Consider the following 22,912-nt stretch of genomic DNA (forward strand, 5'->3'; position numbering starts at 1 on the left):
CCTCTACTCGACCGAAGGGGGCGGCGGCTTCGGTCAACCCGATTGTTGCGATAGCATAGCCCACCGAAACGAACGGTGAAATCTTGGCCGCCTCTGTGCCCCCAACCGTCACATTCCCTGTGCAGCTGACAGTTCAGCCTTTCTCACCAACGTTCGGCCAATAGGTGCCAAACGACCAGACATTGCCTTCCGGATCGCTGCAGATGAACTCGCGGCTGCCATAATCGCGGTCGGTGAGCTCTTCCAGTATTTCGGCGCCGGCCTTTTTTGCTCTGGCATAAGCGGCATCGGCATCGTCGACGGCAACATAGATCGATTTGCCGCCACCCGGGCCCGGCGCACCGATCATCTGGCCGAACTTGTCGTCGCGTGCAGTGCCCAGCATGATCATCGAGGAGCCGAAAGTCAGTTCGGCGTGTTGGACAATGTCGCCTTCGCCGTAGTGGGCATGAACGCTAAAGCCGAAGGCTTCACCCAGCCAGTCGATCATTTTCGCGGCATTGCGGTAGCGCAAGGTGGGATAGAGCCTGGGCGGTTCGACTGACATGGTCATGACGATCTCCTTCAATTGGATTGGACGATAATCCAGTCTGGGCGAAGGCTGTTCCCACGTCTTGAAGAAATGTTACCTGTGCGCCTGAAAAAGAACCCTGCGCCTCTATGCCGGGGCGGCGAGCGCCGTCGGCGTTTCGCCGGCAAGGTCGCGGAATTCGCGCACCAGATGCGCCTGATCGGCATAGCCACAATCGGCGGCGATATCAGCCCAATCGGATTTGCCCTGCCTTGACAGGCCGAGCGCCCGGTTGAAGCGGACGATGCGCGAAAGCGTCTTGGGGCCGACGCCGATCGCGTTGGAGAATTTTCCCAAGAGATGCTTGCGGCTCCAGCCCAGCCTGTCGGCGAGCGATGCGACGCGAATGCGGCCGCCCGAGACGATGATCCGGTCATAGGCCCAGGCGATTTCGGCCTGCGTTTCACGGGCCTGGGCCAGCCGCGCGGCGACGAATGTCTCGACGATGGCAAAACGTGCGCTCCAGCCGTGCGCATTGCCAAGTCTTTCGCGCAGCGCGATGCCTTCAATCCCGAGCACATCGTCGAGGCCGACCATGCGGTCGGTCAGTTCGCTCATCGCAAGGCCGAAGAAGCGTCGGGCGCCGAGCGGGGCGAAATTGACCTGGACGCAGCAGGCGCCGCCGAGGGATTCGATCACCACCGGACCGGCATAGAGGCCGGCGGCGAAACTGGCGAAGCGGTCGTTGTCGCCCGGCTCCTTGCCGAGCCCGATGGCGAAGGGTTCGGCAAAGCTGATGACCAGCGGCACGGTCAGCGATGCATATTCGACGTTGCGGAACCGGCCGGGCATGGTTTCGCGGTAACCGCAGATGTCGGTGACTGAACCCTGGAGCCAAGGCCCGGGCGCACGCCGCACCATCTCGAACTGGTCGAGGCCAGGACTGTGGTGCTTGCTGCCGTCTTCGCTGTGGGCAGACATGAGCTTTCCTTCCGTCCGCGGATGGTAGCAGACCAGCCCTCAGAATCAAAAGCGCCCGGCTTGTGGGCCGGGCGCTCCGAGTTGCCTGAGGTCTGAGTGCTTAAGCGCCGCGAACCAGGCAGCCGCCGGCAAGCACGATATAAGCGATGAGGACGATCCACACCGAGGCCAGGGGAATGAACGCAAAAACGCCGAGAGCGGCGAGCAGGCCGATGATGGCGATAACAAGGGATATGATAAAAATAAGCTGCGTAGGCGCACTGAGATTCATGTGTGGCTCCTCCGACATGATTCGTACAACCGCATCCTATCAGGCGCGCCGTTCACACACCAATCAGCGTGCGCAGCGGGTTCGCCCTGTCGGCCAGCAGCATGATGGAACGGCCAGAAAGGATGCGGCGCAGGGCTATCGCAGCTGGGAATCCGAGGCTTTCGCTCTACGATGTACCCCCACCCCTAACCCCTCCACACAAGGGGGAGGGAGACTTCCGTTGGCGCTGACCTTGGCAAATCGCCTGCCTTTCGGCGCAAAGGGGAGTTGAAGGCGCGCGGCAGCGTTCCCTCCCCCTTGTGGGGAGGGTTAGGGTGGGGGTCTACCTTCGCAAGAATCCAAACGCGATTGCCCTGCCCGTATAGTGACGGGAGAAGTGGCGGTGAAGCGATTTGCCCCGTTCGAACCACAGCCGACCCGTTTGCGCAAGGCCGATTCCGCGCTACCTATTTTGCAACGAATCGGAAAGGGGACGCTGATGGCATTCGCATTGCTGGACCAGATACGTTCGATCTTCGAAGGCGACCCCGGCGTGCGCAAGGTCGCGGACGATCCTGTGCTGTCGGCGGAACTACTGATGCTGTTTCGCATGATTTTGGCCGACGGCACGGTCAGCGAGAGCGAAATGGCCGCCTTCAGGCGCATCTGCCGGGAAGCCTTCGGCATTCCGGAAGCCAGCATCGACAGCGTCATCGAATATCTCAACGAGTTCGGCTACGAGACCAACGGCTCGCAAGCCATCGCGCAGTTCCGTGACCTCGACGTCGAGAGGCGCAGCCTGCTTGCCCGCCATATGGCCGAGATTGCCAAGGCCGATTCGCAACTTGCCGGGACAGAGATGCAGCTCTTGCGCCGCACGCTCGACTTGCTCGACATCAGCCCAGCCGATGTGGTGAAGGCCGAAGAGTAAGCCTCTCCCAACGGTCGTCTGTTCACCCCTGTTCCTGTAACCGCCGGGTAATCGCGCGGTGCAGGTCCGGGACCGCAGCGACCAGCGCCTTCGCGGCTTCGGACTGCGGATGGTCGAGAACCGCGCTCGTCCTGCCGCGCTCGACGATCTTGCCGTCATGCATGATCATCACCTGGTCGGTGATGGCGCGGGCAACGGTCAGATCGTGGGTGATGAACAGATAGGCAACGCCGAGCTTCTGGTTGAGCTCGGCGAACAGATCGAGAATCTGGGCGCGGATCGAGACGTCGAGCGCCGAGACCGGCTCGTCGGCGACGACCAGCTTGGGGCGGGTGATGATGGCGCGGGCGATCGACAGGCGCTGGCGCTGGCCACCTGAAAATTCGTGCGGATATTTGTCCATGTCGCGTGGACTGAGACCGACCTCGTGCAAGGCCTTTGCCACCATCTCGCGCCGCTCCGCATTCGTCGGCTTTTTCTCCAGGACATGCAGTGGTTCGGCGACCAGTTTTTCGACCTTCTGGCGCGGATCGAAGGAGCCGTATGGATCCTGGAACACCACCTGCATGTCGCGGCGCGCCGGCTTGAGCTCCGCCTCGCTCTTGCCGGAGATGACTTCGCCGCGAAACCGGATCGTTCCCGATGTCGGCCCGTCCAGCGCCAGGACCATGCGGGCAAGCGTGGACTTGCCGCAACCGGAGCGCCCGACCAGCGCCACCGACTGCCCGGGATCGATCGACAACGAGACATCGTCGACGGCGCGGATCGGGGCCGCGCGCTTCAGCAGCGATTTGCGCCGTCCCGGATAGTCCCGCGTCACGCTCTCTACCTGAAGAAGAGGTTTGGCTACCTGAAGAAGAGGATTGGCAACCTGGAGCAGGGGGTTGCCTTGGCCGACTTCGTGCGTCCTGGCACGCGCCGGCACATGCATCGAGGCCTGCGCCAGCTGCCGCGTGTAGGGATGAAGCTGCTCGGATAAAGTGCGCGCCGTGTCGCCGGCCTCCATCACTTCGCCGTGGCGCAGGATCGTGATGCGCTCCGCCATTTCGGTCACCACCGCGAGGTCGTGCGAGATCAACAGCAGGCCCATGCGGTTTTCGGCGACCAGGTCGCGCAACAGATCGAGGATCTGCGCCTGCAGCACGACGTCGAGCGCCGTCGTCGGCTCGTCGGCGATCAGCAGTTTTGGTTTCAGCGCGCAGGCAATGGCGATGACGACACGCTGGCGCTGGCCGCCGGAAAGCTCGTGCGGATAGCGCGACAGCGGGAATTGCGCTGAGGGCAGGCCAACCCGGTCGAGCATTTTTCGGGCGCGGTCCTCGGCGTCGGCGCGGCTTGCCCTGGTGTGCCAGCGGATGCCTTCGGCGACCTGCTCGCCAATGGTCTTGACCGGGTTCAGCGCCGTCATCGGTTCCTGGAAAACCATGCCGATATCGTCGCCGCGCAGCGCGCACATCTGGTCTTCGCTGGCCGCAAGGATGTCGATGCCGTCGAAGGCGACGCGCCCGCTGGCGCGCGCCGCCCAGGGCAGAAGCCGCATCACCGTCAATGCCGTGATCGATTTGCCCGAGCCGGATTCGCCGACCAGTCCCATCACCTCGCCGGGCGCGACGGAGAGTTCGACATCCCTCAGAATCGGCGTGTCGCCGATCGTCAGCGACAATTTCTCGATTTCGAGCAGGCTCATCGCTGCCGCCGCGATTTCGGGTCGAGGATGTCGGCAATACCGTCGCCGAGCAAGTTCAGTCCAAGCACGGTGACGACGATCGCCATGCCTGGAAAGATCGCCATCCACGGCGCCGCCACCATGCGCGTCTGCGCGTCGAACAGCATCCGTCCCCAGCTCGGCATCGGTGGCTGTGTGCCGAGCCCGACATAGGAAAGCCCAGCTTCGGCCAGGATGCCGAGCGCGAACTGGATGGTGCCTTGCACCAGGAGCAAAGTGACGATGTTGGGCAGCACATGTTCGATGGTGATCAGTGCTTTGCCTTTTCCGGCGGCGCGCGCGGCGAGGATGAATTCGCGCGGCCAGATCGCCAGCGCGCCGGCCCGGGCGACGCGGGCGAAGACCGGGATGTTGAAAATGCCGATGGCGATGATGGCGTTGAGCGCGCCCGGGCCGAAGATAGCGGTGATCATGATCGCCGACAAAAGGGCAGGGAAGGCGAAGACGAGATCGTTCAGCCGCATCACCGCTTCGTCGACGATGCCGCCGCGCGCCGCCGCAAGGGCGCCGAGCGGCACGCCGACGCCCATGCCGATACCGACCGCCACCAGCGCCACGGCGATCGAATTGCGGGCGCCGACCATGATCATGGAAAAAATGTCGCGGCCGAAATGGTCGGTGCCGAACCAGTGCGCCGGCGAGGGTGCCTGGGTCTTGTCGGCGATGATCAGCCTGGTGACGTCAAAAGGCGTCCAGAAGAACGAGACGATGGCGACCGCCGCCACCAGTGCAGTGATGACGAAGCCGGTGAGGAACGATCGGTTGGTGAAAGCCTTGACGAGGATGTCGGCAAAATTTTCCTCCGGGATGTGGAAGCGCAACGTCATTGGCGGCTCCTCAGGCGCGGATCGACGACCGCATAGGAGAGATCGACAAGCAGGTTGACGGCGATCACGGCGGCGACCAGCAGCATGACGACGCTTTCGACGACGATCAGGTCGCGCTGGGTGATCGCCTGGAACACCAGCCGGCCGAGGCCGGGGAGATAAAAGACGTTCTCGATGATGATGGTGCCGGCGAGCAGGAAGGCGAACTGCAGGCCGAGAATGGTCAGCACCGGGATCATCGCGTTGCGCAGCGCGTGCCGCCACAACACCGCGCGATAGGGCAGGCCCTTGGCGCGGGCAGTGCGGATATAGTCCTCATTCAGCACGTCGATCAGCGCCGAACGGGTGACGCGGGCGAGGATCGCCGCTTGCGGCAGAGCGAGCGCGATCGCCGGCAGGACCAGCGATTTCAGCGCCGGCCAGACGCCGGCGCTCCAGCCAGGAAAGCCGCCGGCCGGCACCAGCCGCAGCCAGACGGCAAACAGGTAGATCAGCATCAGCGCAAACCAGAAGTTCGGCACGGCGACACCAAGCTGGGCGGCGCCCATCGCGATAGTGTCGCCGGCCCGTCCGTGCCGGCCGGCGGAAAACAGCCCGACCGGAATGGCGATGACGGTGGACAGCGCCAGCGCGATCAGCGCCAGCGGCAAAGAGACCACGATGCGCTCGCGGACCAGGTCAATGACCGGCACCGAATAGGTGTAGGAACGGCCGAAATCGAGGCTCAGCAAGCCGCCGGCCCAGTGCAGATAGCGCAGCGCAACGGGCGCGTTGAGACCCATCTGGTTGCGCAGCAACTCGACCTGGTCGGCGCTGGCGTTCATGCCCAGCATCAGCCGCGCTGGGTCACCGGGAATGATCTCTAGCACGGCGAAGACCACCATCGAGGCCAGAACCAGCGTGATGAGGGCGATGGTAAGACGTTTGAGAAGATAGGTGGTCATGACGGCAGGACCGCTGCGCCGCCTCACTCCGTCCACTTCACCTTGGTCAGATCATTGGCCTGGATCGGGGCATTTTCCCAAAAACCCTCGAGCTTGGCGTCCCAGACGCCGACTTTCGGCAGTTCGTAGAGGAAGCCGACCACGGCATCATCGGTCAGTATCTTCTGCGCCTCGCCGAGCAGCGTCATGCGCTTGGCCTCGTCGGAGGTGAGGTTCAGATCGGCGATGATCTTGTCGAAGGTCTGGTTGTCATAGTTGAAGTAATAATCCTTGCGCGAATAGATATCGATGTCGTTGGGCTCGGTGTGGGAAACGATGGTCAGGTCGTAGTCCTTCTTGGTGAAGACCTGGTCCAGCCACTGCGCCCATTCCACGGGCACGATCTGCAGGTCGATGCCGACATCGCGAAGCTGCGACGCGATGATCTCGCCGCCAAGTCGCGCATAGGGGGGTGGCGGCAGTTTAAGCGTCGCCTTGAAGCCGTTCTCCAGGCCGGCTTCCTTCAAGAGTTCCCTGGCCTTGTCGACATTGTGCGGATAGAGGCCGGTGAGATCGACATAGGACTTGTTGGCGGGCGACATATGCGAGCCGATCGGCACGCCAAGGCCGGCCGAGGCGCCGTCGATGATCGCCTTGCGGTCGAGCGCAAACGAAATCGCCTGCCTGACCTGCAGTCTGTCGAAAGGCGGCTTCTTGTTGTTCATCGAAAGGATGGTCTCCCCCTCGGTCGCGCCGATCACCACCTTGAAGCGCGGGTCGCCCTGGATCTGGGCGACGCTGTCGGGATCGAAGAAGGGGAAGGCCTGAACATCGCCGGAAAGCAGCGCCGGCACGGCGGCTGCGGCATCCGTGACGATGCGGAACTCGGCCTTGTCGAGGGACACCGGGGCACCCCAGTAAGCGTCGGACCTGATCAGCGTGATCGACGAGCCCTTGGCCCAGTTCTGGAATTTGAACGGGCCGGTGCCGACAGGCTTTTCCTTGTTGGTGTCGGCTGTCTCCGGCGCGACGATGACCGCGTCGCCCCAGCCCATATTATAGAGGAAGGAACTTTGCGGGTTCTTCAGCGTGATCCTGACCGTCGCCGGGTCGACCACCTCGACGGTATCGATGGCGGCGAACAGGCCCTTTTGCGCGTTGACGGAGTTGTCGGCACGGGCGCGGTCGAGCGAGAATTTGACGTCGTCGGCATTGAAGTCGGTGCCGTCATGGAATTTAACGCCGCTATGCAGCTTGAAAGTGTAGACCTTGCCGTCGTCGGAAACGGTCCAGCTTTCGGCCAGAGCCGGCAGAACCTCGCCGTCCGCACCGATGCGGGTCAGCCCCTCGAACACATTGGCGTAAAGCACTTCGTCGATCGCGGCCGCAGCGCCTGCGGTAGGATCGAGATGCGGAGGCTCAAGCGTAATGCCGATGACCAGATCGGTCCGCGCGGCAAGCGCCGAGGCGCCGTTGGCCAGCACCAGGGCCGCAGCGGTGAGAATGGTTTTCCACAATTTCATCGTGCAACTCCCGATATGCTCAAAAACATGCTCGAAACCCGGTGGATAGAAGCGTGATTTCGCCAAGGAGTAAATTGCGTTTCGTGTTTCCGCCCGTCACCGACTACCGAGCGCCCGCGCCCCTGAGCAGTACGTTGAGCCCGATCGCCATCACCTTGGCCGATTCGACCATGTCTGATATCCCAACCCATTCGTCGGGCCTATGGGCGAGGTCGAGAATGCCCGGGCCATAGGCGATGCAGTCATAGATGTGGCCGATGCGGGCAATGTGCTTCTGGTCGTAGGTGCCGGGCGAGATCACGTAGTCGGGCTCGCGGTCGAATATCTCCAAGATGCCCTGCGCCACTGCCTTGACCACCGGCGCATCGCGCTCGGTCATCAGCGGCAGCACCTCCATGAGATCGCGGATCTCGTAGTCGAATTTCTTGCGCTCGCGCTTCAGCCGGTCGAGGATATCGGTCACCTCGCTCTTGACCGTGCCAAGGTCCTCCTCGAGCAGGAAGCGGCGGTCGATGGTCAGCCGGCAGGAATCGGGGACATTGGGCGAGGGCAGGCCGGGCCGGAAATCCTCGGTCTGGCCGCCATGGATCGAGTTGATGTTCATGGTCGAGCGCTTTGCCCCCTCGGGCACGACAGGCATGCGCGTCACCTTGCGGTCGAGCGCCGGGAACAGCTCGTCCTCGAAAGCCCTTAGCACGGCGCCCATGTGGCGCACCGCATTGTCGCCGAGGAACGGCATCGAGCCGTGCGCGATCTCGCCCTTGGTCTCGATCTCCGCCCACCACACGCCCCGATGGCCCAGGCAGATGCGGTCCTTGTTCAACGGCTCGGGAATGATGACGTGATCGACTCTCGGCTTGGAAAAATAGCCGAGCTTGGCCAGATGGGCGACGCCGCCGAAGCCGCCGGACTCCTCGTCGACCGTGCCCGAAATCTCGATGGCGCCGGGGAAATCGGGGAACACCTCCATGAAGGCTTCAGTGGCGATGATCGAGGAGGCCAGGCCGCCCTTCATGTCGCAGGCGCCGCGGCCATAGACCTTGCCATCCCTGACGATGCCGGCGAAGGGATCGAGGCTCCAGCCGTCGCCGGCTTCGACCACGTCGATATGCGAGTTGAAATGCACGCAGGCGCCGGGCGAGCGGCCAGCGAAGCGGGCGACGACGTTGACGCGCGGGTAGCGGTCGGTGTCGCCGGGCGTGCCTTCGGCCCGGATGAATTCAACTTCGAAACCGCGCTTCTTCAGCCGCGCCCCAACATATTCGGCGCATGGCCGGTAGGCTTCGCCGGGCGGATTGATGGTCGGAAAGCGGATCAGGTCCGCGGTCAGCGCGACCAGGTCGTCGACCCGATAATCGACCGCTTTCAGCAGGAGATCGTTCATTCGACGAATTGAGCAGCCAACGGTGCGTTTTGGCAAGCCTGTTTGCGGGTCGCGCCCTAGTTACTTGGTTACGTGCCGTCATAGCAACTATCGCGGGAAATCGTTCAAATTCGCTGCTTTGGATTGGTGAATTCGTCAGAGGTGTGTGGTTACCTCATTCACTTGCGATTAAAAGATGAAGGATAGCGTGAAGGCAGGCAGGCAAGAGCAATCAAAGGGGGTTTGATCGCATGAAAAAGACCGTTCTCATGGCAGCGTTACTGGCAACGATGCTGCTCGGTTCTTCGGTCGAGGGCTGGGCAGCCAAGCTGGTTGCAAGGATCGACGTGTCATCACAGACGATGACTGTAAGATACGGCCAGGCGGTTTACCGATGGCGCGTATCGACGGCGCGCAAAGGCTATATCACGCCGCGCGGTAGCTACCGGCCGCAACGAACGGCACGGATGTGGTATTCGCGCAAATACGACATGTCGCCGATGCCTCATTCGGTGTTCTACCGCGGCGGCTACGCCATCCACGGCACCGGCGCGGTAAAATCTCTCGGGCGCCCGGCGTCGCATGGCTGCGTGCGGCTGCATCCCCGCAATGCCGCCGCGTTCTATGCGATGGTGCGGCAAGCCGGCTTCCGCAACACGCGGATCGTGGTGACCAACTAAGTCCAGCGAGGCCCGAGAATGAAGGCCAATCGATCAAAGGTTCTGCACCGCAGCAGCGCTCATCAGCCGAAGATGCTGCGGCTCAGAATAAAGGCGCTCTGTAGCGATCCTTCGCGCCCCCCTCTGTCCTGCCGGACATCTCCCCCACGAGGGGGGAGATTGGCCTTCATCACTGATTTCGCCAACCACCAACCTTGCAAAAAGGACGCTGTCCGCGAAGCTGCCGATCTCCCCCCAAGTGGGGGAGATGTCCGGCAGGACAGAGGGGGGCGCTGTCCAGGGCGCTGTCCCTCCGCGATCAAAGGTTCTGCACCGCAGCAGCGCTCCGAGGTAACGGAATGGGTCCCCAGGGTCTGCGCCACCGCGGGAACGGCGCGTCCTGGTTCGGGAACGTGCCCATCGGGCCCGTTCGCGTCGAGGAGCGCGAGGCGAAGGGCTCACGCGGCCCGTTCGGCCGTGCGGGTACCCTCGAATTTGTTGAGGTTCATCGAAGTGAAGCCGGGGCAGGCAGCGTCGGCGCCAGCGTCCTCAAATTCGATGGCGAAGGCGAGCGTCGTCGCATCCAGGGCAGTCTTCGAAGGGCTGTAAACAGAGCCGAACAATGCGCGCTGTGGATTGGACGGGTCGACGCTGACGATGCGTGCCGCTGGCGCTTCACTGAGGAGCCGCAACATCGCCTGCGTGACGGCGACGACGCCGAACACGTTGGTCTCGAACACCGCGCCTAGCTCGTCGAGGGACGCCGCATGCGAGATGCCCTGCTTTCCCTGGGAAATGCCTGCATTGTTCACCAGGACGTCGAGGCGACCGAATTCGTTACGGATGCGCTTTTTCGCGGCGGCGATCGAGGCCTGGTTCGTGACATCGAGTTGGAGGGCAAGGGCATGCGCTCCGACGCTCTTTGCAGCCGCCTCCGCATGCTCGAGCTTACGCGACCCTACGAGCACGGTGAGGCCGTGCGTCGCCAGATCCTTGGCGATTTTGAGACCGATTCCCGTGTTGGCCGCAGTGACCAGGGCAATGGGTTTGACCCGCATGGTGATCTCCTCTTTTTGCATTGACGGTGTAGGCAAGGGCGCCATGCTGTGCTAATTTTCCAAATCGGAACCGCATTCCGTTTTATACGGAACATAGTTCCGTTTATCAAGTGGAAAAATCATGGACGACAAATCGCAGGAGCGGGGTGGTGGCTTGGAGCCCGTAAACTCGACGGATCGGCGCGTGCGTGCGGACGCGCAACGCAACTCCAAGGCGCTGCTCGAAGCAGCAATGGCAGTGTTTGCAGCTTCGGGGGTCGATGCTCCGGTGCGAGAGATCGCCGATAAGGCCGGCGTTGGCGTGGGTACGCTCTATCGGCATTTTCCGCAGCGCTCGGATCTGATCGTGGCGGTCTTCCGTAACGAAGTGGATGCCTGCGCAAATGCTGCATCCGCCATTGCGGCCGAATATGAACCCGGCGAAGCGCTCGCCCGATGGATGCAGCGTTACGTGGACTTTATCGCTGCCAAGCGTGGACTCGCCGCGGCCTTCTCCTCAGGCGATCCGGCATATGAGTCCTTGCCGCTGTATTTTCTTGAGAAACTTCGGCCCGCGCTGCAGAGCTTGCTGGATGCCGCGACCGAAGCGGGCGATGTTCGCTCGGACGTTGATGCGAAAGAATTATTGTTCGCGATTGCCAGGCTCTGCTCACCAGACCGCTACGGCGGAGGCCCCGAGCAAGCACGACGCATGGTTGGCTTGCTGGTGGATGGGCTTCGCTATGGCGCCCCTTCGGTTGGTTCGGACATCTAGGCTTCACGGAGGGGCGACGGTCGAGCGATCCAACCGAAACAAAAAAACCCGCCTCAGAGGGCGGAGCGCAGATCAACACTATGCTTAAATTCCTAGCATAGCTGCCGTCATTTGTCAAGTCGACTGGCGCTGCCTCTCGTCCTGCCGCTCAGGCTTCGCCGCGCTGTCTCGCCCGCTTGCGCTTTTTGCGCCGGCCGCTGATTTCCCATCTTTTGTGGAACCACATCCACTGGCCGGGATCCTCGCGCACCCAGCGCTCGACCACGTCGTTGAGCAGCTGGGTGGTGGCATGGACGTCGACACTGCCGCCGGCGCTGCGCGGCAAGTTCAGTTTGTCCTCGATCTCGAGCCGGAAGCGGTTGCCTGGCAAGCGCATGCAGCGCGCCGGATAGACGTCACAGTCATAGTGCCGAGCCAGGGTGCCCAGGACCCGGTTGCTCTGGCAGGGGCGGCCGAAGAACGTCGTTTCGAGCCCGCCCGAGAATTTCTGGTCGACGAGCACGCCGATATTGCCGCCCTTCTCCAGGATGGCCGCCAGCGCGAATGAAGCGCCGGTCGAGGAGGGCAGAAGCGAGCCCATGGTCGAGCGACGCGTCGAGAGGATGTAGTCGGCAAGGTAAGGGTTGTTGGGCGGACGAAACAGCGCGGTGATGTTCATGCCGAAAGTGGCTGCCGCCACCGGAAGCAGTTCGAAATTTCCGAGATGTCCGGTGAAGATGATATGCGGCTTTTGCTCGCCGGCGATATGCACGAAGTGCTCGATCCCCTTGACCTCGACGCGGCCCGGTTTGGTCGCGGCGGGATCGTAATCGAACAGGTCGTCGAGAAAAATGTATTCCGCAGCGAGGCGAGCCATGTTGCCCCACATGTCGAAAGCGATGGTCTGGATCTCGCTGTCGCTCTTCTGGGGGTAAGCCTTGCGCAGATTGGCGATGGCGACGTTGTGACGCCCCACCCACGGACCAATGCGGCGGGCGGCGCGGTCGGCGAAATTGAGCGCGCTGTCGACCGGCAGCAGGCGCAGCAGCCAAATCATCGTCATCGCGAGGCGCGCCAGCAGCCAGTAGTTGAACTGGCTCAGCCGCCTGCCGTGGCGGAACGCCAAGTCCCGCCGGAGCTTCTTGAAGGCGTTGCCGACCATTCCTAGACCATGATGTTTTCAGATGGCAGCATCATGGTCTAACCGACGCGCAGGATGATCTTGCCGAACACGTCGCGGCCTTCCATGCGCTTCAGCGCGGCGTCGATGTCGCCGAAGCCGACTTCGGTGTCGATGACCGGAGAAACCATCCCCGCTGCCATTTTTTGCATGGCGTCGGCCATGTTTTGCATGCGGCAGCCGAACGAGCCGAGCAGCTTCAGCTGCTGCTGGAACAACTGCATCAGATTGATCTGCGTCGACACGCCCGAGGTCGAGCCGCAGGTCACCAGGCGGCCGCCGCGTTTCAGGCACAGCATCGAGGCGGCAAAGGTGTCGGCGCCGACATGCTCGAAGACGACGTCGACGCCCTTCTTCCTCGTCAGCTTGCGCACGACGCCTTCGAAACGGTCGTCGCGATAGTTGATGACGTGATCGGCGCCAAGCACTTTCGCCTTGTCGATCTTGTCGTTCGAGCCGACCGTGGTGATCACGGTGCAGCCCATTTTCTTAGCCAGTTGGATCGCGGCGGAGCCGATGCCCGAGCCGCCGGCATGGATCAGGATGGTTTCGCCGGGCTGCAGCCTGGCATTGTCGAACAGCATGTGCTCGACCGTACCGAAGGTTACGGGCGCGACGGCGGCGCCGATGTCGGTCACGCCGGGGGGGGCAGGGACCAGCAGGCGTGCCGGCAGGTTTATCTTCTCTTGCGCAAAGCCGTCGAGATGGAAGCCGTGAACGCCCGAGACATGTTCGCACAAATTGTCGCGGCCTTCGCGGCAGGCACGGCAAAGCCCGCAGGTGCGCGCACCGTAGATCGACACAAGCTGCCCGGGGACAAGGCTGGAGACGCCGGGGCCGACCGCTTCGACCTCGCCCGAAGCTTCGGCGCCGACGACCAGCGGCAATTTGCGCTTGGCGAAGGCCATGCCGCGCCAGCCCCAGACGTCGATATGATTGAGCGCCACCGCCTTGATGCGCAGCGTCACTTCCCCCAACGAGGGCTGCGGCGGGGGCGGCAGGTCCACCGTTTCAAGGCGGCGGTCCTCGATAAGTTGCAATGCGCGCATTAGGCCTGTCGGTTCTGTTGCGAAGAACGGTCGCTTAGACCGGTTCCCGCGCCATGACAAGGCAGGTGTTCTGGCCGCCGAAGCCGAAGGAGTTCGACAGCACCGTGCCGACCTCGGCGTTGCGCTTCTGGTTCGGCACCACGTCGAGCACGATCGCCGGATCGGGATTGTCGTAATTGATGGTCGGCGGAATGACGCTTTCGCGCATGGTCATCAGCGAAAATGCCGCCTCGACGGCGCCGGCGGCCGACAGCGTGTGGCCGATCATCGACTTGTTTGACGAGATGGGCATCGAGCCGATCCGCTCGCCGAACACGGTCGACAGCGACAGATGCTCCATCTTGTCGTTTTCCGGCGTCGAGGTGCCGTGGGCGTTGACATAATCGATCTCGTCCTCGCCCAGGCCGGCATCGGCCAGCGCGGCGCGAACCGCGGCGATCGCCGGCGAGCCGTCCGGCTTCGAGCGGGTGCGGTGGAAGTCGTCGGCCTTCTCGCCGCAGCCGCGCAGGATGCCGAGAATGGTCGCGCCGCGCGCGAGTGCTGCCTCCAGCGATTCCAATACCAGCGCGCCAGAACCCTCAGCGAGGACAAAACCGTCGCGATCCCTGGAAAACGGCTTTGACGCCTTTTCGGGGATGTCGTTGTGGGTGGAGAGCGCCGAAAGCAGCGAGAAACGGATCAGCGCCTCGGCGGTCGCCGAGCCGTCGGCGCCGATCGACAGCGCCCGGTCGCATTCGCCGCGGCGGATCGCCTCGACGCCGAGCTGGATCGAGGTGGCGCCCGAGGCGCAGGCCGTCGACAGCGTGATCGGCAGGCCGCGCGTGCCAAAACGGTCGGCGAGCCGGTCGGCGATCGAACCGAACTGGGTGGTCTCGAAAACGTCGAGCCCCTTCAGGCCGCGCGCCACGCGAAGCAGCCGTTCGGCGCCGGCGTCGTGCTTGTCGGAATTGTAGAGCGAAAAGCGCTCGCTCCAGTCGAGCTCGACCGGCGGCGAGGCAAGGAAAAGCGGCCCGCCGAAATCGCCCCAATCAAGGCCGGCTTCGGCAACGGCTTCCTGCGCGGCGATCTCGGCGAGGTCGTAGGTAAGAAGCGAAGCGCCCCTGGAGCTCGACGGCAGGAAATCGACCATGCCGGAGATCCGGGTGTTCAGATGGTCGACCGGAAAGCGGGTGATCGGATGGATGCCGGAGACGCCCGCGGTGAGCGCTGCCCAATTGTCGGCCTTGCCGACGCCCAGCGACGTCACCACGCCGATACCGGTGACGGCGACGATCGGCCTGCCCATGTGGTCGTTCAGATTGGCCATATTTTTACCCTGACACCCCCTAGGCGGCGTTGACCAACGCCATGCCCTCGAATTGGTGATAGCCGATCGCCGTTGCAAGCACGGTCCTGGGAACGCTGTTGAACGGCTTCTCGGTGGCGGCGTCAAAAGCCGGGTAGGCGGCCTTGCGTTCGACAGCCAGTGCCGCAAGCGCCACGGCGAAGGGAAACTGCGCTTCCTTCATGTGGCCAGTCAGCGTCGAAAAACCGCGTGCGGCAATCGCCGGATTGGCGTCGAGCGCCGATTTCTCGGCAGCAGTCGCGGCATGGGCACCCGAAGCGCCTGAAATCGTCAGTAGCTCGCCGTTCGGCAATGCCGCCTGGCTGAGCAGCGCGGCAATCTCGGCATCGAGCTCGCCCTGCCGGCGTATGGCGCGTCCGGATACGACCGGGCCGAGTTCGGCATAGATCTTCCGCCCGCGGCTGATCGCGTGCTCGCGCTGTTCCAGGACGAGAAACGCGCCGCCTGATCCAGTCACCACGCCGCCGCCTTCCGCGCCCTGTCTCTGCCAGACCGGTCTCCAGGGGCCGCGATGCAGGTAGCCGGCCAGCTCATAGCCAAGCAGCATGTCGGAATGCTCGGTCTGGAAGGCGCCGCCGACCAGGATATGCGTCGACTGGCCGGAACGGATGCGCGCGGCGGCTGTCTCGACGGCGGCGACGCCGGCACCTTCCTCGCCCATGAAGGTGCGCGACGAGCCGGTCACCTTGTGGACGATCGAGATGTTGCCGGCGAGCAGGTTGGAAAGCTGCGCCAGAAACAGCGTCGGCCGCAATTCGGTGGTCAGTTTCTCGTTGAGCAGCACGTCGCGGTCGTTGCGGCTTTCCGAAGCCGCGAGAATGTCGGCGTCGACCGCCTCGTCGCGCTCGCCGCCGCCGGCAGCCACCACCATGTCCATGGTCGTGCAGAGATCGTCATTGCCCTTGATGCCGGCATCGTCCAGCGCCATGCCGGCGGCGTAGGTGCCGAGCCGCTGCCAGGTTTCCATCTGCCGCTGGTCGCCGCGCTTGGCGATCTGCAGGTTCCAGTCGATATCCGGCAGCGGGTGGATGGTGTAGGGCGAGAAGCGCGCCGCTTCGAGCACCGGCTCCAGGCCGGGCTGGACGAGCTTGCGCCAATGCGCATCCGGGCCTTCTCCCAGCGAAGAGACAAGGCCGATGCCTGATATGACGACGTCGTGGGGGCTCATGGGCGAGGGCTCATGGGGCGCTGTTGTGGTCAGGCTTGAAAACGAACCATTCAGGCGTTCTTGGCCACGACCAGCGCATCGATCTTGGCGCACAGGTTCTTCATGACGAAGTAATCGTCGGTCGAGGCCTTGCCGTCATTGACCTCTTGCGTCCACTTCTCCAGCGGCACCTTGATGCCGAATTCCTTGTCGATGGCAAAGACGATGTCGAGGAAGTCGAGGCTGTCGATGCCGAGATCGTCGATGGTGTGGCTTTCAGGGGTGATCGTGTCGATATCGATCTCACTGGTGTCGGCGATGATCTTGGCGACTTTGTCGAACGTGGTGGACAAGGGCTTTTCCTTCGGTGGCGGGCGGAATCTGTCCGCATGTGTTTGCGCGCTGTCTAATCGGTTTTTCCGGGCAGGAAAAGGCCTGAACGCCGGGCGCAGATGGGATACCCACTCCGTAAACGCAAGAAGAGCCGTTGGCTGGCCTCTTAATCAGGCAATGAATCGGTCAGAAGGTGACGCGGCCGAGCACGCGCAGGCGATCGCCTTGCGGCTCGACGATCACGGCTTCGCCTTCGCGCGGCGAGATGCCGGTGAGGGCCATTATGTTCTCCAGATGGGTGACCATGACGACATTGTCGGAGCCGGAATAGGCGCGGATCTCGTTCATGACTGCCTCGAGTTGGGCGGCTTTCTCGCTCGCGTCGGTCTTCAGCAGGTCAAGCGGGGCGAAGGGCTCGGGCTCTTCCCTGAAAGCGGTGCGAGCCGTGTCGAGGGCGCGGCAATAGCGGCTGGACAGCACGCGCTCGACCGGTGCCGCGCGGGCGGCGAACAGCGCGCCGATCTTGCGCGCCTGCTGCTTGCCGCGCACCGACAAATTGACCTGCGTCGCGCACTTCTCGATGTCGAAATTCGCCGGGTCGGTGGTGCCGGTGACCATGGCATGGCGAAGCATCACCACGTGTCCGCCGTCGCGCAGCAGCGCCCAGCCGGCCTCAGTCGCATGCGCCGCGGCGGGGATGACGAGCAGAAACAGAGCCAGGGCAGATCGAATCATCAAGCGTCCTTTTCCGGTGACCGGCAGGTGGGTTCCGGTGATCGGCATATAGGGACGGCAAAGTCAGTTGAAAGACAAGGACCTAGCCCTGGTTGTCTGCGAAGAGAGGCCCGCTTCGGAAGGTGGGGCGATTGCGCTGCAATCCAGGCTCGCCTATCAGGAGAAGAATGTCTCCACTCATCGAAACCGTCCTTTTCGTCTTCGGCCTTGTCGCGCTCGGCTATCTGGCCGGGCTCACCGGCTATCTGAAAGCCGAGGCGGGCGAGGCCATCGCCGAATTCGCCGTCGGGGTGGCGATGCCGCTGCTTCTGTTCCGCACCATGGTCAATGCCGATTTCCACGGCACCGCACCCTGGTTGTTCTGGGCCGCGTATTTCGCGGCCGCCGCAGTGACCTGGGCCGCAGGCCACCTGGTCACCACGCGGGTGTTCGGGCGCGACGCGCGTGCCGGGGTCGTTGGCGGCGTGTCGTCGGCTTTTTCCAACCTCGTCCTGCTCGGCATCCCGTTCGTCCTCGGCACGTTCGGGCCAAGTGGATTCGAAGTGCTGTCGCTGCTGATTTCCGTGCATCTGCCGACGATGATCATGGCATCGATCATCCTGTTTGAAATCTTTGGCCGCGGTGACGAGCATGTGCATCCGCTGCGCATCATCCGGCGCTTCCTTTACAAGATGTTTTCCAATCCGCTGATCGTCGGCATCCTGGCTGGATGGGTGTGGCGCATCACCGGCCTGCCATTGCCGGCGCTGGCCGTCCGGCTGGTCGACGCGCTGGCCGACATCGCCGGGCCGGTCGCGCTGTTTGCCATGGGGCTGGGCCTGTGCCGTTTCGGCATCTCCGGTAATGTGCGGCCGGCGCTGGCGCTGTCGGCGCTGAAGCTGATGCTGATGCCGGCCGTCGCGCTCGGCCTGGTCTGGCTGCTTGGCCTGCCGCCGCTGTCGGCGAAGGTCGCGGTCGTGGCGGCTGCGCTGCCATCCGGGGTGAATTCCTACCTGATCGCGACGCAGTTCAACACCGGCCAGGCATTGGCATCGAACCAGATGACCATCGCCACCGCCTGTGCAGTCGTCACCACGGCGTTCTGGCTGACGGTGGTGGTTCACGTGTTCGGATAGGGTATGTCGATATTCAGGTGAGGCCGGCCTGTGAACGGTAGTGTCGTGCGCTTTCGGCACCCACGTGCCCATAAACACGCAGCGTTTCGTTTCAAAACCCACCATCATTCTCGACCCGCGCCTGACCGGGATCTCGACACAGCTCAGCTACATCGAAGCGCAAAATCGGCCTCGCTTTGGCTGGCCCAAACCCTATATGCCATCTTGCGATTGATTGCGGGGCTTGCCCTAGGTAAAGAGCAGTGGCTCCAGGCGTGCCGGCATCGATGCGCACGCCCATCAAGGAAATCCAGACAGCGGCCCGTCAGCGCGCCGAACGGAGGCTAGACCATGCTTCAGAAAACCAGCCATTTCATGCGCCAGGCCAATCTCATCAATGGCGAGTGGGTGCAGGCCGACAGCGGCCAGACGGTCGACGTCAACAATCCGGCCACCGGCCTCAAGATCGGCACCGTGCCGAAGTCGGGCAAGCTCGAGACGCGCCGCGCCATCGAAGCAGCCGACGCCGCCTTCCAGACATGGCGCAAGACCACCGCGCTCGAGCGCTCGAAGCTGTTGCGCAAATTGCATGACGCGATGATGGACAATCAGGATGTGCTGGCCGAGCTGCTGACCATCGAACAGGGCAAGTCGCTGTTCGAATCGAAGGGCGAGATCGGTTCGGCGGCGTCCTACATATTGTGGTTCGCCGAAGAAGGCCGCCGCACCTATGGCGATGTCGTGCCGTCGCCCTGGGCGGACCGCCGCATCCTGGTGACGAAGGAGCCGGTCGGCGTCATCGCCGCCATCACGCCGTGGAATTTCCCGTCCTCGATGCTGGCCCGCAAGCTCGGCCCGGCGCTTGCCGCCGGCTGCACCGCGGTCGTCAAACCGGCGTCGCAGACGCCTTATTCAGGCCTTGCCTGGGGCGCGCTCGCCGAAGAAGTCGGCTTCCCCAAAGGCGTCATCAACATCCTGACCGGCGCCGCCGGCGAGATCGGTGACGAGATCTGCGCCAACCCATTGGTCAAGAAGATCACCTTCACCGGCTCGACCGAGGTCGGCAAGATCCTGATCCAGAAGTCGTCCGTCACCGTCAAGAAGGTGTCGATGGAACTCGGCGGCAACGCCCCGTTTCTGGTCTTCGACGACGCCGATATCGAGCGCGCCGTCGCCGGCGCGATCACCGCCAAATACCGCAATTCCGGCCAGACCTGCGTCTGCACCAATCGCTTCCTGGTCCAGGCTGGTGTCTACGACAAATTCGTCGAAAAGCTCGCCGCTGCCAGCAACGGGCTGAAGGTCGGTTCCGGCCTCGATGACGGCGTGCAGCAGGGGCCGCTGATTGACGAGAAGGCGGTGGAAAAGGTCGAGGAACTGATCGCCGACGCCACTGCCAAGGGCGGCAAGGTCGTCGCCGGCGGCAAGCGCCATGCGCTCGGCGGTTCGTTCTTCCAGCCGACGGTGATCGCCGATGCGACGCCGAAGATGCGATTTATGAAGGAAGAGATCTTTGGCCCGGTAGCACCCGTGTTCAAGTTCGAAACCGAAGAGGAGGCGATCGCACTCGCCAACGATACCGAGTTCGGCCTCGCCTGCTATTTCTACACCGGCGATCTCGGCCGCGCCTTTCGGGTCATGGAAGGGCTGAAATACGGCATGGTCGGCGTCAATGAAGGGCTGATCACCACGCCTGAGGCGCCGTTCGGCGGCGTCAAGGAATCGGGCCTTGGCAAGGAAGGCGGACATCAGGGCATCGAGGACTATCTCGACACCAAATATGTCTGCATCGGCGGCCTCGGCCTCTGATCGGTAGGGCCTGTCGACCGTCAACAGACCAAGCCGGCCCAGAGGTCGGCCGGGATCGATCAACCAACTGGCGTTTCGGGCATGGCGATGAAGGACGGCGAGGTTTTTGGCACGACGCAGGCGGGCGACGCCATCCGTCGTTTCAGCATCCGCGGCGGCGGCCTCACTGCCAACATCATCGGGCTGGGCGCCATCATCCAGGATCTGCGCCTGGCCGGGCATGACGCGCCGCTGGTGCTCGGCTATGACAGTTTCGAGCCCTATGAGACGGATACGGCCTTCTTCGGCGCCGTCGTCGGACGCTATGCCAACCGTATCCGCGATGGCCGCTTCACCATCGCCGGCCAGCGCTACCAGACCGAGCGCAACTTCCTCGACAAGCACACGCTGCATGGCGGCTCGCAAGGTTTTTCGCACCGGCCATGGGAGGTTTCGCTGCATGGCAGGGATTTTGTCACGCTGACGCTGCATGATCCCGACGGCACGATGGGCTTTCCCGGCGCGCTCGACGTGACCTGCACCTACAGGTTGAAGATCCCAGGCACGCTCAGCGTCGAGCTGACCGCCACCTGCGAGGAGCCGACGCTGTGCAATCTTACCCAGCATTCCTATTTCAACCTGGACGATGGCGGCGCCGGCGATGTCCTCGACCACCGGCTGATGCTGAACGCTCGCGCCTATCTTCCGGTCGATGGCGACCTGATCCCGACCGGCGTCGTGAAGCCGGTCGACGGCACGCCGTTCGATTTCCGTCAGGCGCGGCTGCTGCGCATAGAGAGCGAGGGCAAGCAACTCCCCTACGACCAGAATTTCTGCCTTGCCTCGACGCGCGGGCCGCTCAAGCTGGCATCATGGGCGCAAGGCGCGGCTTCCGGCGTCGAGATGGAGCTCTGGACCACGGAACCGGGCGTCCAGCTCTATACCGGCCAGTATTTGGCGCCGCCTTCGCCGGGGCTCGAACGACATCATTACAAGGCTTATTCGGGCTTCTGCCTGGAACCGCAGGTCTGGCCGGACGCACCGAACCGGCCGTATTTCCCGCAGGCCACGCTATGGCCGGGCCAGATCTACCATCATGTGACGGAATACCGGTTCCGACTGCCTGGCGCCTGACGCCGGAAGCCGGTACCGGCCTTTTGCTGTGCTGACCTTCGGTCCGGAAGGATCATGCGCAAAGTTCAAAGAGCGTCCTTGCGCTTGCATTGGGCGCGTAACGCTCTCGGATTGAAACCCGAATATTCTCAGCTATCGAGTTCGGACCCTTCTCGGACATTTGAAGGCCGATAGCCGGGATGACGCAAGCTGACCCGTAGGTGATCTTCATAGGGAGGCCGGAATGTCTGCAAAGGGGACAATTCGGCTCGTCGCAAGAGGCAAGATCTACCGCTCAGTCACCGATTTTGTTGAGAGCTCAGCAAGCCAGCGCTTCAGCCAGTCATCAGGAATTTCGTACCGCACAAGGCCAGATGGCGAATGGTCCCTGGTCGCTCGTGCAGAAAAGAGCCGGGTGCGCGCCGCAGAACCCGCCGAGGTATCCGTGCTTGCGGAAAGGACTGTCGGCGCCAGCTGGATTAGCGTAAGCTAAAGTTTGGGGATGCAGTCATGCACCGCGTGGTCACCATTGCTATCGCCGCGCTCGCGGCCCTGTTCATCTGCCCGGCGCGGGCGGAGGTGCTGATCGGTGTTGCGGGCCCGATGACCGGGAAGCTCGAATGGACTGGCACGCAGTTGAAGCGCGGCGCAGAGGTGGCTGTGGCCGACATCAATGCGGCGGGCGGCGCCCTCGGCGAGCAGGTGCGGCTCATCACGGTCGACGACTTCTGCGATCCCGAGCAAGCGGTGGCTGCTGCCCACAAGCTGGTGGCTGACGGTGTAGTGTTTGTCGTCGGGCACTACTGCTCTGGAGCCTCGATTCCGGCATCGGAGGTGTACGAGGCGGCGGGAATTCTGCAGATTTCGCCGTCCTCGACCAATCCGCTGCTGACCGAGCAGGGCCGCGCCAACGTTTTCCGGGTCTGCAGTCGCGACGATGCGCAAGGCTTCGAAGCCGGCAACTTCCTGGCCGATCATTGGGGCGGCAAGAAGATCGCGATCCTCCACGACAACACGACCTACGGGAAAGGTCTCGCCGATGAAACCAGGAAGCAGCTGAACAAGCGCGGCACGACCGAATCGATCTATGAAGCCTACGCTCCCGGGAAAGACGATTACTCGGCCGAGATCGCCTCGCTGCAGGCTGCGGATATCGCCGTGCTGTACATGGGCGGGTATCATACCGAGGCCGCGCTCATGGTTCGCGCGGCGCGCGACCGGGGCTATCCGGTTCAACTGATCTCGGGCGATGATACGGCGACCGAGGCATTCGGGCTCATTGCCGGCTCTGCCGCCGAGGGCACGCTCTTCACCTTTGTCCCCGACCCGCGCCGAAATTCCGAAGCTGCTGATGTCGTCGAACGGTTCCGCGCCGAGAACTTCGAGCCTGATTCCTGGACGCTGCACAGCTACGGAGCCGCCCAGACCTGGGCGCAGGCGGTCGAGAAGGCGGGCTCGCTGGAACCCCAGGCCGTGATCGCGTCGCTGCGTAACAATCAATTCGACACCGTGTTGGGCCGTATCGACTTTGACGACAAGGGCGATCTCACGACCCAAAGCTGGGTTTGGTACGTCTGGCGGAGTGGAGAGTACGTGCCGGTCGAGTGAGAATCCGCCGGCGCGCTGCTCGAGGGCATCTGATG

The 22,912-nt window shown here is 63.1% G+C and carries 22 protein-coding genes; 7 read left to right on the plus strand and 15 right to left on the minus strand.

The genetic code is table 11. From position 1 onward, the window contains the following. Nucleotides 1-133: 133 nt before the first annotated feature. From NMG80_RS17450 to NMG80_RS17460, 3 genes are all read right to left on the minus strand, one after another. Nucleotides 134-553, minus strand: a complete 420-nt coding sequence (locus NMG80_RS17450) for a VOC family protein (protein WP_254019237.1) — start codon at nt 551-553, stop codon at nt 134-136. Between the two features lie 105 nt (nt 554-658). Next, entirely contained in the window at nt 659-1,492 is an 834-nt protein-coding gene (locus tag NMG80_RS17455; RefSeq protein ID WP_254019238.1) for a helix-turn-helix domain-containing protein, read from the minus strand. Nucleotides 1,493-1,592: 100 nt separating this feature from the next. Then, a complete protein-coding gene (locus NMG80_RS17460; protein WP_254019239.1) occupies nt 1,593-1,763 on the minus strand; it encodes a hypothetical protein in 171 nt (56 codons plus the stop codon). 478 nt (nt 1,764-2,241) lie between these two features. On the opposite strand from NMG80_RS17460, the gene NMG80_RS17465 reads away from it, so the two are divergent. Further along, the gene (locus tag NMG80_RS17465) at nt 2,242-2,673 is read left to right on the plus strand and encodes a TerB family tellurite resistance protein (RefSeq protein WP_254019240.1); all 432 of its coding nucleotides are present in this window, start codon (nt 2,242-2,244) and stop codon (nt 2,671-2,673) included. A gap of 22 nt (nt 2,674-2,695) precedes the next feature. Here NMG80_RS17465 and NMG80_RS17470 read toward each other — a convergent pair whose 3' ends face one another. The 5 genes from NMG80_RS17470 to NMG80_RS17490 form a co-directional block, all read right to left on the minus strand. After that, nucleotides 2,696-4,360, minus strand: coding sequence for an ABC transporter ATP-binding protein (locus NMG80_RS17470; protein ID WP_254019241.1), 1,665 nt, complete (start codon nt 4,358-4,360; stop codon nt 2,696-2,698). Beyond that, nucleotides 4,357-5,226, minus strand: coding sequence for an ABC transporter permease (locus tag NMG80_RS17475; RefSeq protein WP_254019242.1), 870 nt, complete (start codon nt 5,224-5,226; stop codon nt 4,357-4,359). The genes NMG80_RS17470 and NMG80_RS17475 overlap by 4 nt, the downstream gene beginning before the upstream one ends. Continuing rightward, the gene (locus tag NMG80_RS17480; protein ID WP_254019243.1) at nt 5,223-6,170 is read right to left on the minus strand and encodes an ABC transporter permease; all 948 of its coding nucleotides are present in this window, start codon (nt 6,168-6,170) and stop codon (nt 5,223-5,225) included. The genes NMG80_RS17475 and NMG80_RS17480 overlap by 4 nt, the downstream gene beginning before the upstream one ends. 23 nt (nt 6,171-6,193) lie before the next feature. Then, on the minus strand, nt 6,194-7,672 hold the full coding sequence (locus tag NMG80_RS17485) for an ABC transporter substrate-binding protein (protein WP_254019244.1): 1,479 nt from the start codon (nt 7,670-7,672) through the stop codon (nt 6,194-6,196). 103 nt (nt 7,673-7,775) lie between these two features. Then, nucleotides 7,776-9,056 (minus strand): acetylornithine deacetylase/succinyl-diaminopimelate desuccinylase family protein, encoded by a 1,281-nt coding sequence (locus NMG80_RS17490; protein WP_254019245.1) that lies wholly within the window; start codon nt 9,054-9,056, stop codon nt 7,776-7,778. A gap of 230 nt (nt 9,057-9,286) precedes the next feature. On the opposite strand from NMG80_RS17490, the gene NMG80_RS17495 reads away from it, so the two are divergent. Then, the gene (locus NMG80_RS17495; RefSeq protein ID WP_254019246.1) at nt 9,287-9,715 is read left to right on the plus strand and encodes a L,D-transpeptidase; all 429 of its coding nucleotides are present in this window, start codon (nt 9,287-9,289) and stop codon (nt 9,713-9,715) included. 437 nt (nt 9,716-10,152) lie between these two features. On the opposite strand, the gene NMG80_RS17500 is transcribed toward NMG80_RS17495, so the two are convergent. Then, nucleotides 10,153-10,752 (minus strand): SDR family NAD(P)-dependent oxidoreductase, encoded by a 600-nt coding sequence (locus NMG80_RS17500; protein WP_254019247.1) that lies wholly within the window; start codon nt 10,750-10,752, stop codon nt 10,153-10,155. A 121-nt stretch (nt 10,753-10,873) separates the two neighbouring features. On the opposite strand from NMG80_RS17500, the gene NMG80_RS17505 reads away from it, so the two are divergent. After that, nucleotides 10,874-11,506 carry a TetR/AcrR family transcriptional regulator gene (locus NMG80_RS17505; RefSeq protein WP_254019248.1) on the plus strand — a complete coding sequence of 211 codons (633 nt, stop codon included), beginning with the start codon at nt 10,874-10,876 and terminating at the stop codon, nt 11,504-11,506. A 148-nt stretch (nt 11,507-11,654) separates the two neighbouring features. Here the strand turns inward: NMG80_RS17505 and NMG80_RS17510 are convergent, their stop codons facing one another. From NMG80_RS17510 to NMG80_RS17535, 6 genes are all read right to left on the minus strand, one after another. Further along, the gene (locus NMG80_RS17510) at nt 11,655-12,647 is read right to left on the minus strand and encodes a lipid A biosynthesis lauroyl acyltransferase (protein ID WP_254019249.1); all 993 of its coding nucleotides are present in this window, start codon (nt 12,645-12,647) and stop codon (nt 11,655-11,657) included. Nucleotides 12,648-12,685: 38 nt separating this feature from the next. Then, nucleotides 12,686-13,714, minus strand: a complete 1,029-nt coding sequence (locus NMG80_RS17515; protein ID WP_254019250.1) for a zinc-binding dehydrogenase — start codon at nt 13,712-13,714, stop codon at nt 12,686-12,688. Nucleotides 13,715-13,748: 34 nt separating this feature from the next. Beyond that, the gene (locus NMG80_RS17520) at nt 13,749-15,020 is read right to left on the minus strand and encodes a beta-ketoacyl-ACP synthase (protein ID WP_254019251.1); all 1,272 of its coding nucleotides are present in this window, start codon (nt 15,018-15,020) and stop codon (nt 13,749-13,751) included. Between the two features lie 19 nt (nt 15,021-15,039). Beyond that, complete coding sequence (locus tag NMG80_RS17525; RefSeq protein ID WP_254019252.1) at nt 15,040-16,227, minus strand: beta-ketoacyl-ACP synthase; 1,188 nt, start codon at nt 16,225-16,227, stop codon at nt 15,040-15,042. Between the two features lie 50 nt (nt 16,228-16,277). Then, on the minus strand, nt 16,278-16,559 hold the full coding sequence (locus NMG80_RS17530; RefSeq protein WP_254019253.1) for an acyl carrier protein: 282 nt from the start codon (nt 16,557-16,559) through the stop codon (nt 16,278-16,280). Nucleotides 16,560-16,725: 166 nt separating this feature from the next. After that, nucleotides 16,726-17,274, minus strand: coding sequence for a histidine phosphatase family protein (locus NMG80_RS17535; RefSeq protein ID WP_254019254.1), 549 nt, complete (start codon nt 17,272-17,274; stop codon nt 16,726-16,728). A 167-nt stretch (nt 17,275-17,441) separates the two neighbouring features. On the opposite strand from NMG80_RS17535, the gene NMG80_RS17540 reads away from it, so the two are divergent. From NMG80_RS17540 to NMG80_RS17555, 4 genes are all read left to right on the plus strand, one after another. Further along, nucleotides 17,442-18,389 carry an AEC family transporter gene (locus NMG80_RS17540; RefSeq protein ID WP_254019255.1) on the plus strand — a complete coding sequence of 316 codons (948 nt, stop codon included), beginning with the start codon at nt 17,442-17,444 and terminating at the stop codon, nt 18,387-18,389. A 330-nt stretch (nt 18,390-18,719) separates the two neighbouring features. Then, nucleotides 18,720-20,177: an NAD-dependent succinate-semialdehyde dehydrogenase gene (locus NMG80_RS17545; RefSeq protein WP_254019256.1), complete on the plus strand. Its 1,458-nt coding sequence runs from the start codon at nt 18,720-18,722 to the stop codon at nt 20,175-20,177. An 81-nt stretch (nt 20,178-20,258) separates the two neighbouring features. Continuing rightward, nucleotides 20,259-21,290 (plus strand): aldose epimerase family protein, encoded by a 1,032-nt coding sequence (locus NMG80_RS17550; protein WP_254019257.1) that lies wholly within the window; start codon nt 20,259-20,261, stop codon nt 21,288-21,290. 489 nt (nt 21,291-21,779) lie between these two features. Then, on the plus strand, nt 21,780-22,877 hold the full coding sequence (locus NMG80_RS17555; protein ID WP_254019258.1) for a branched-chain amino acid ABC transporter substrate-binding protein: 1,098 nt from the start codon (nt 21,780-21,782) through the stop codon (nt 22,875-22,877). Nucleotides 22,878-22,912: the final 35 nt, after the last annotated feature.

It is taken from the genome of Mesorhizobium escarrei, assembly GCF_935825525.1.
Classification (GTDB): domain Bacteria; phylum Pseudomonadota; class Alphaproteobacteria; order Rhizobiales; family Rhizobiaceae; genus Mesorhizobium; species Mesorhizobium escarrei.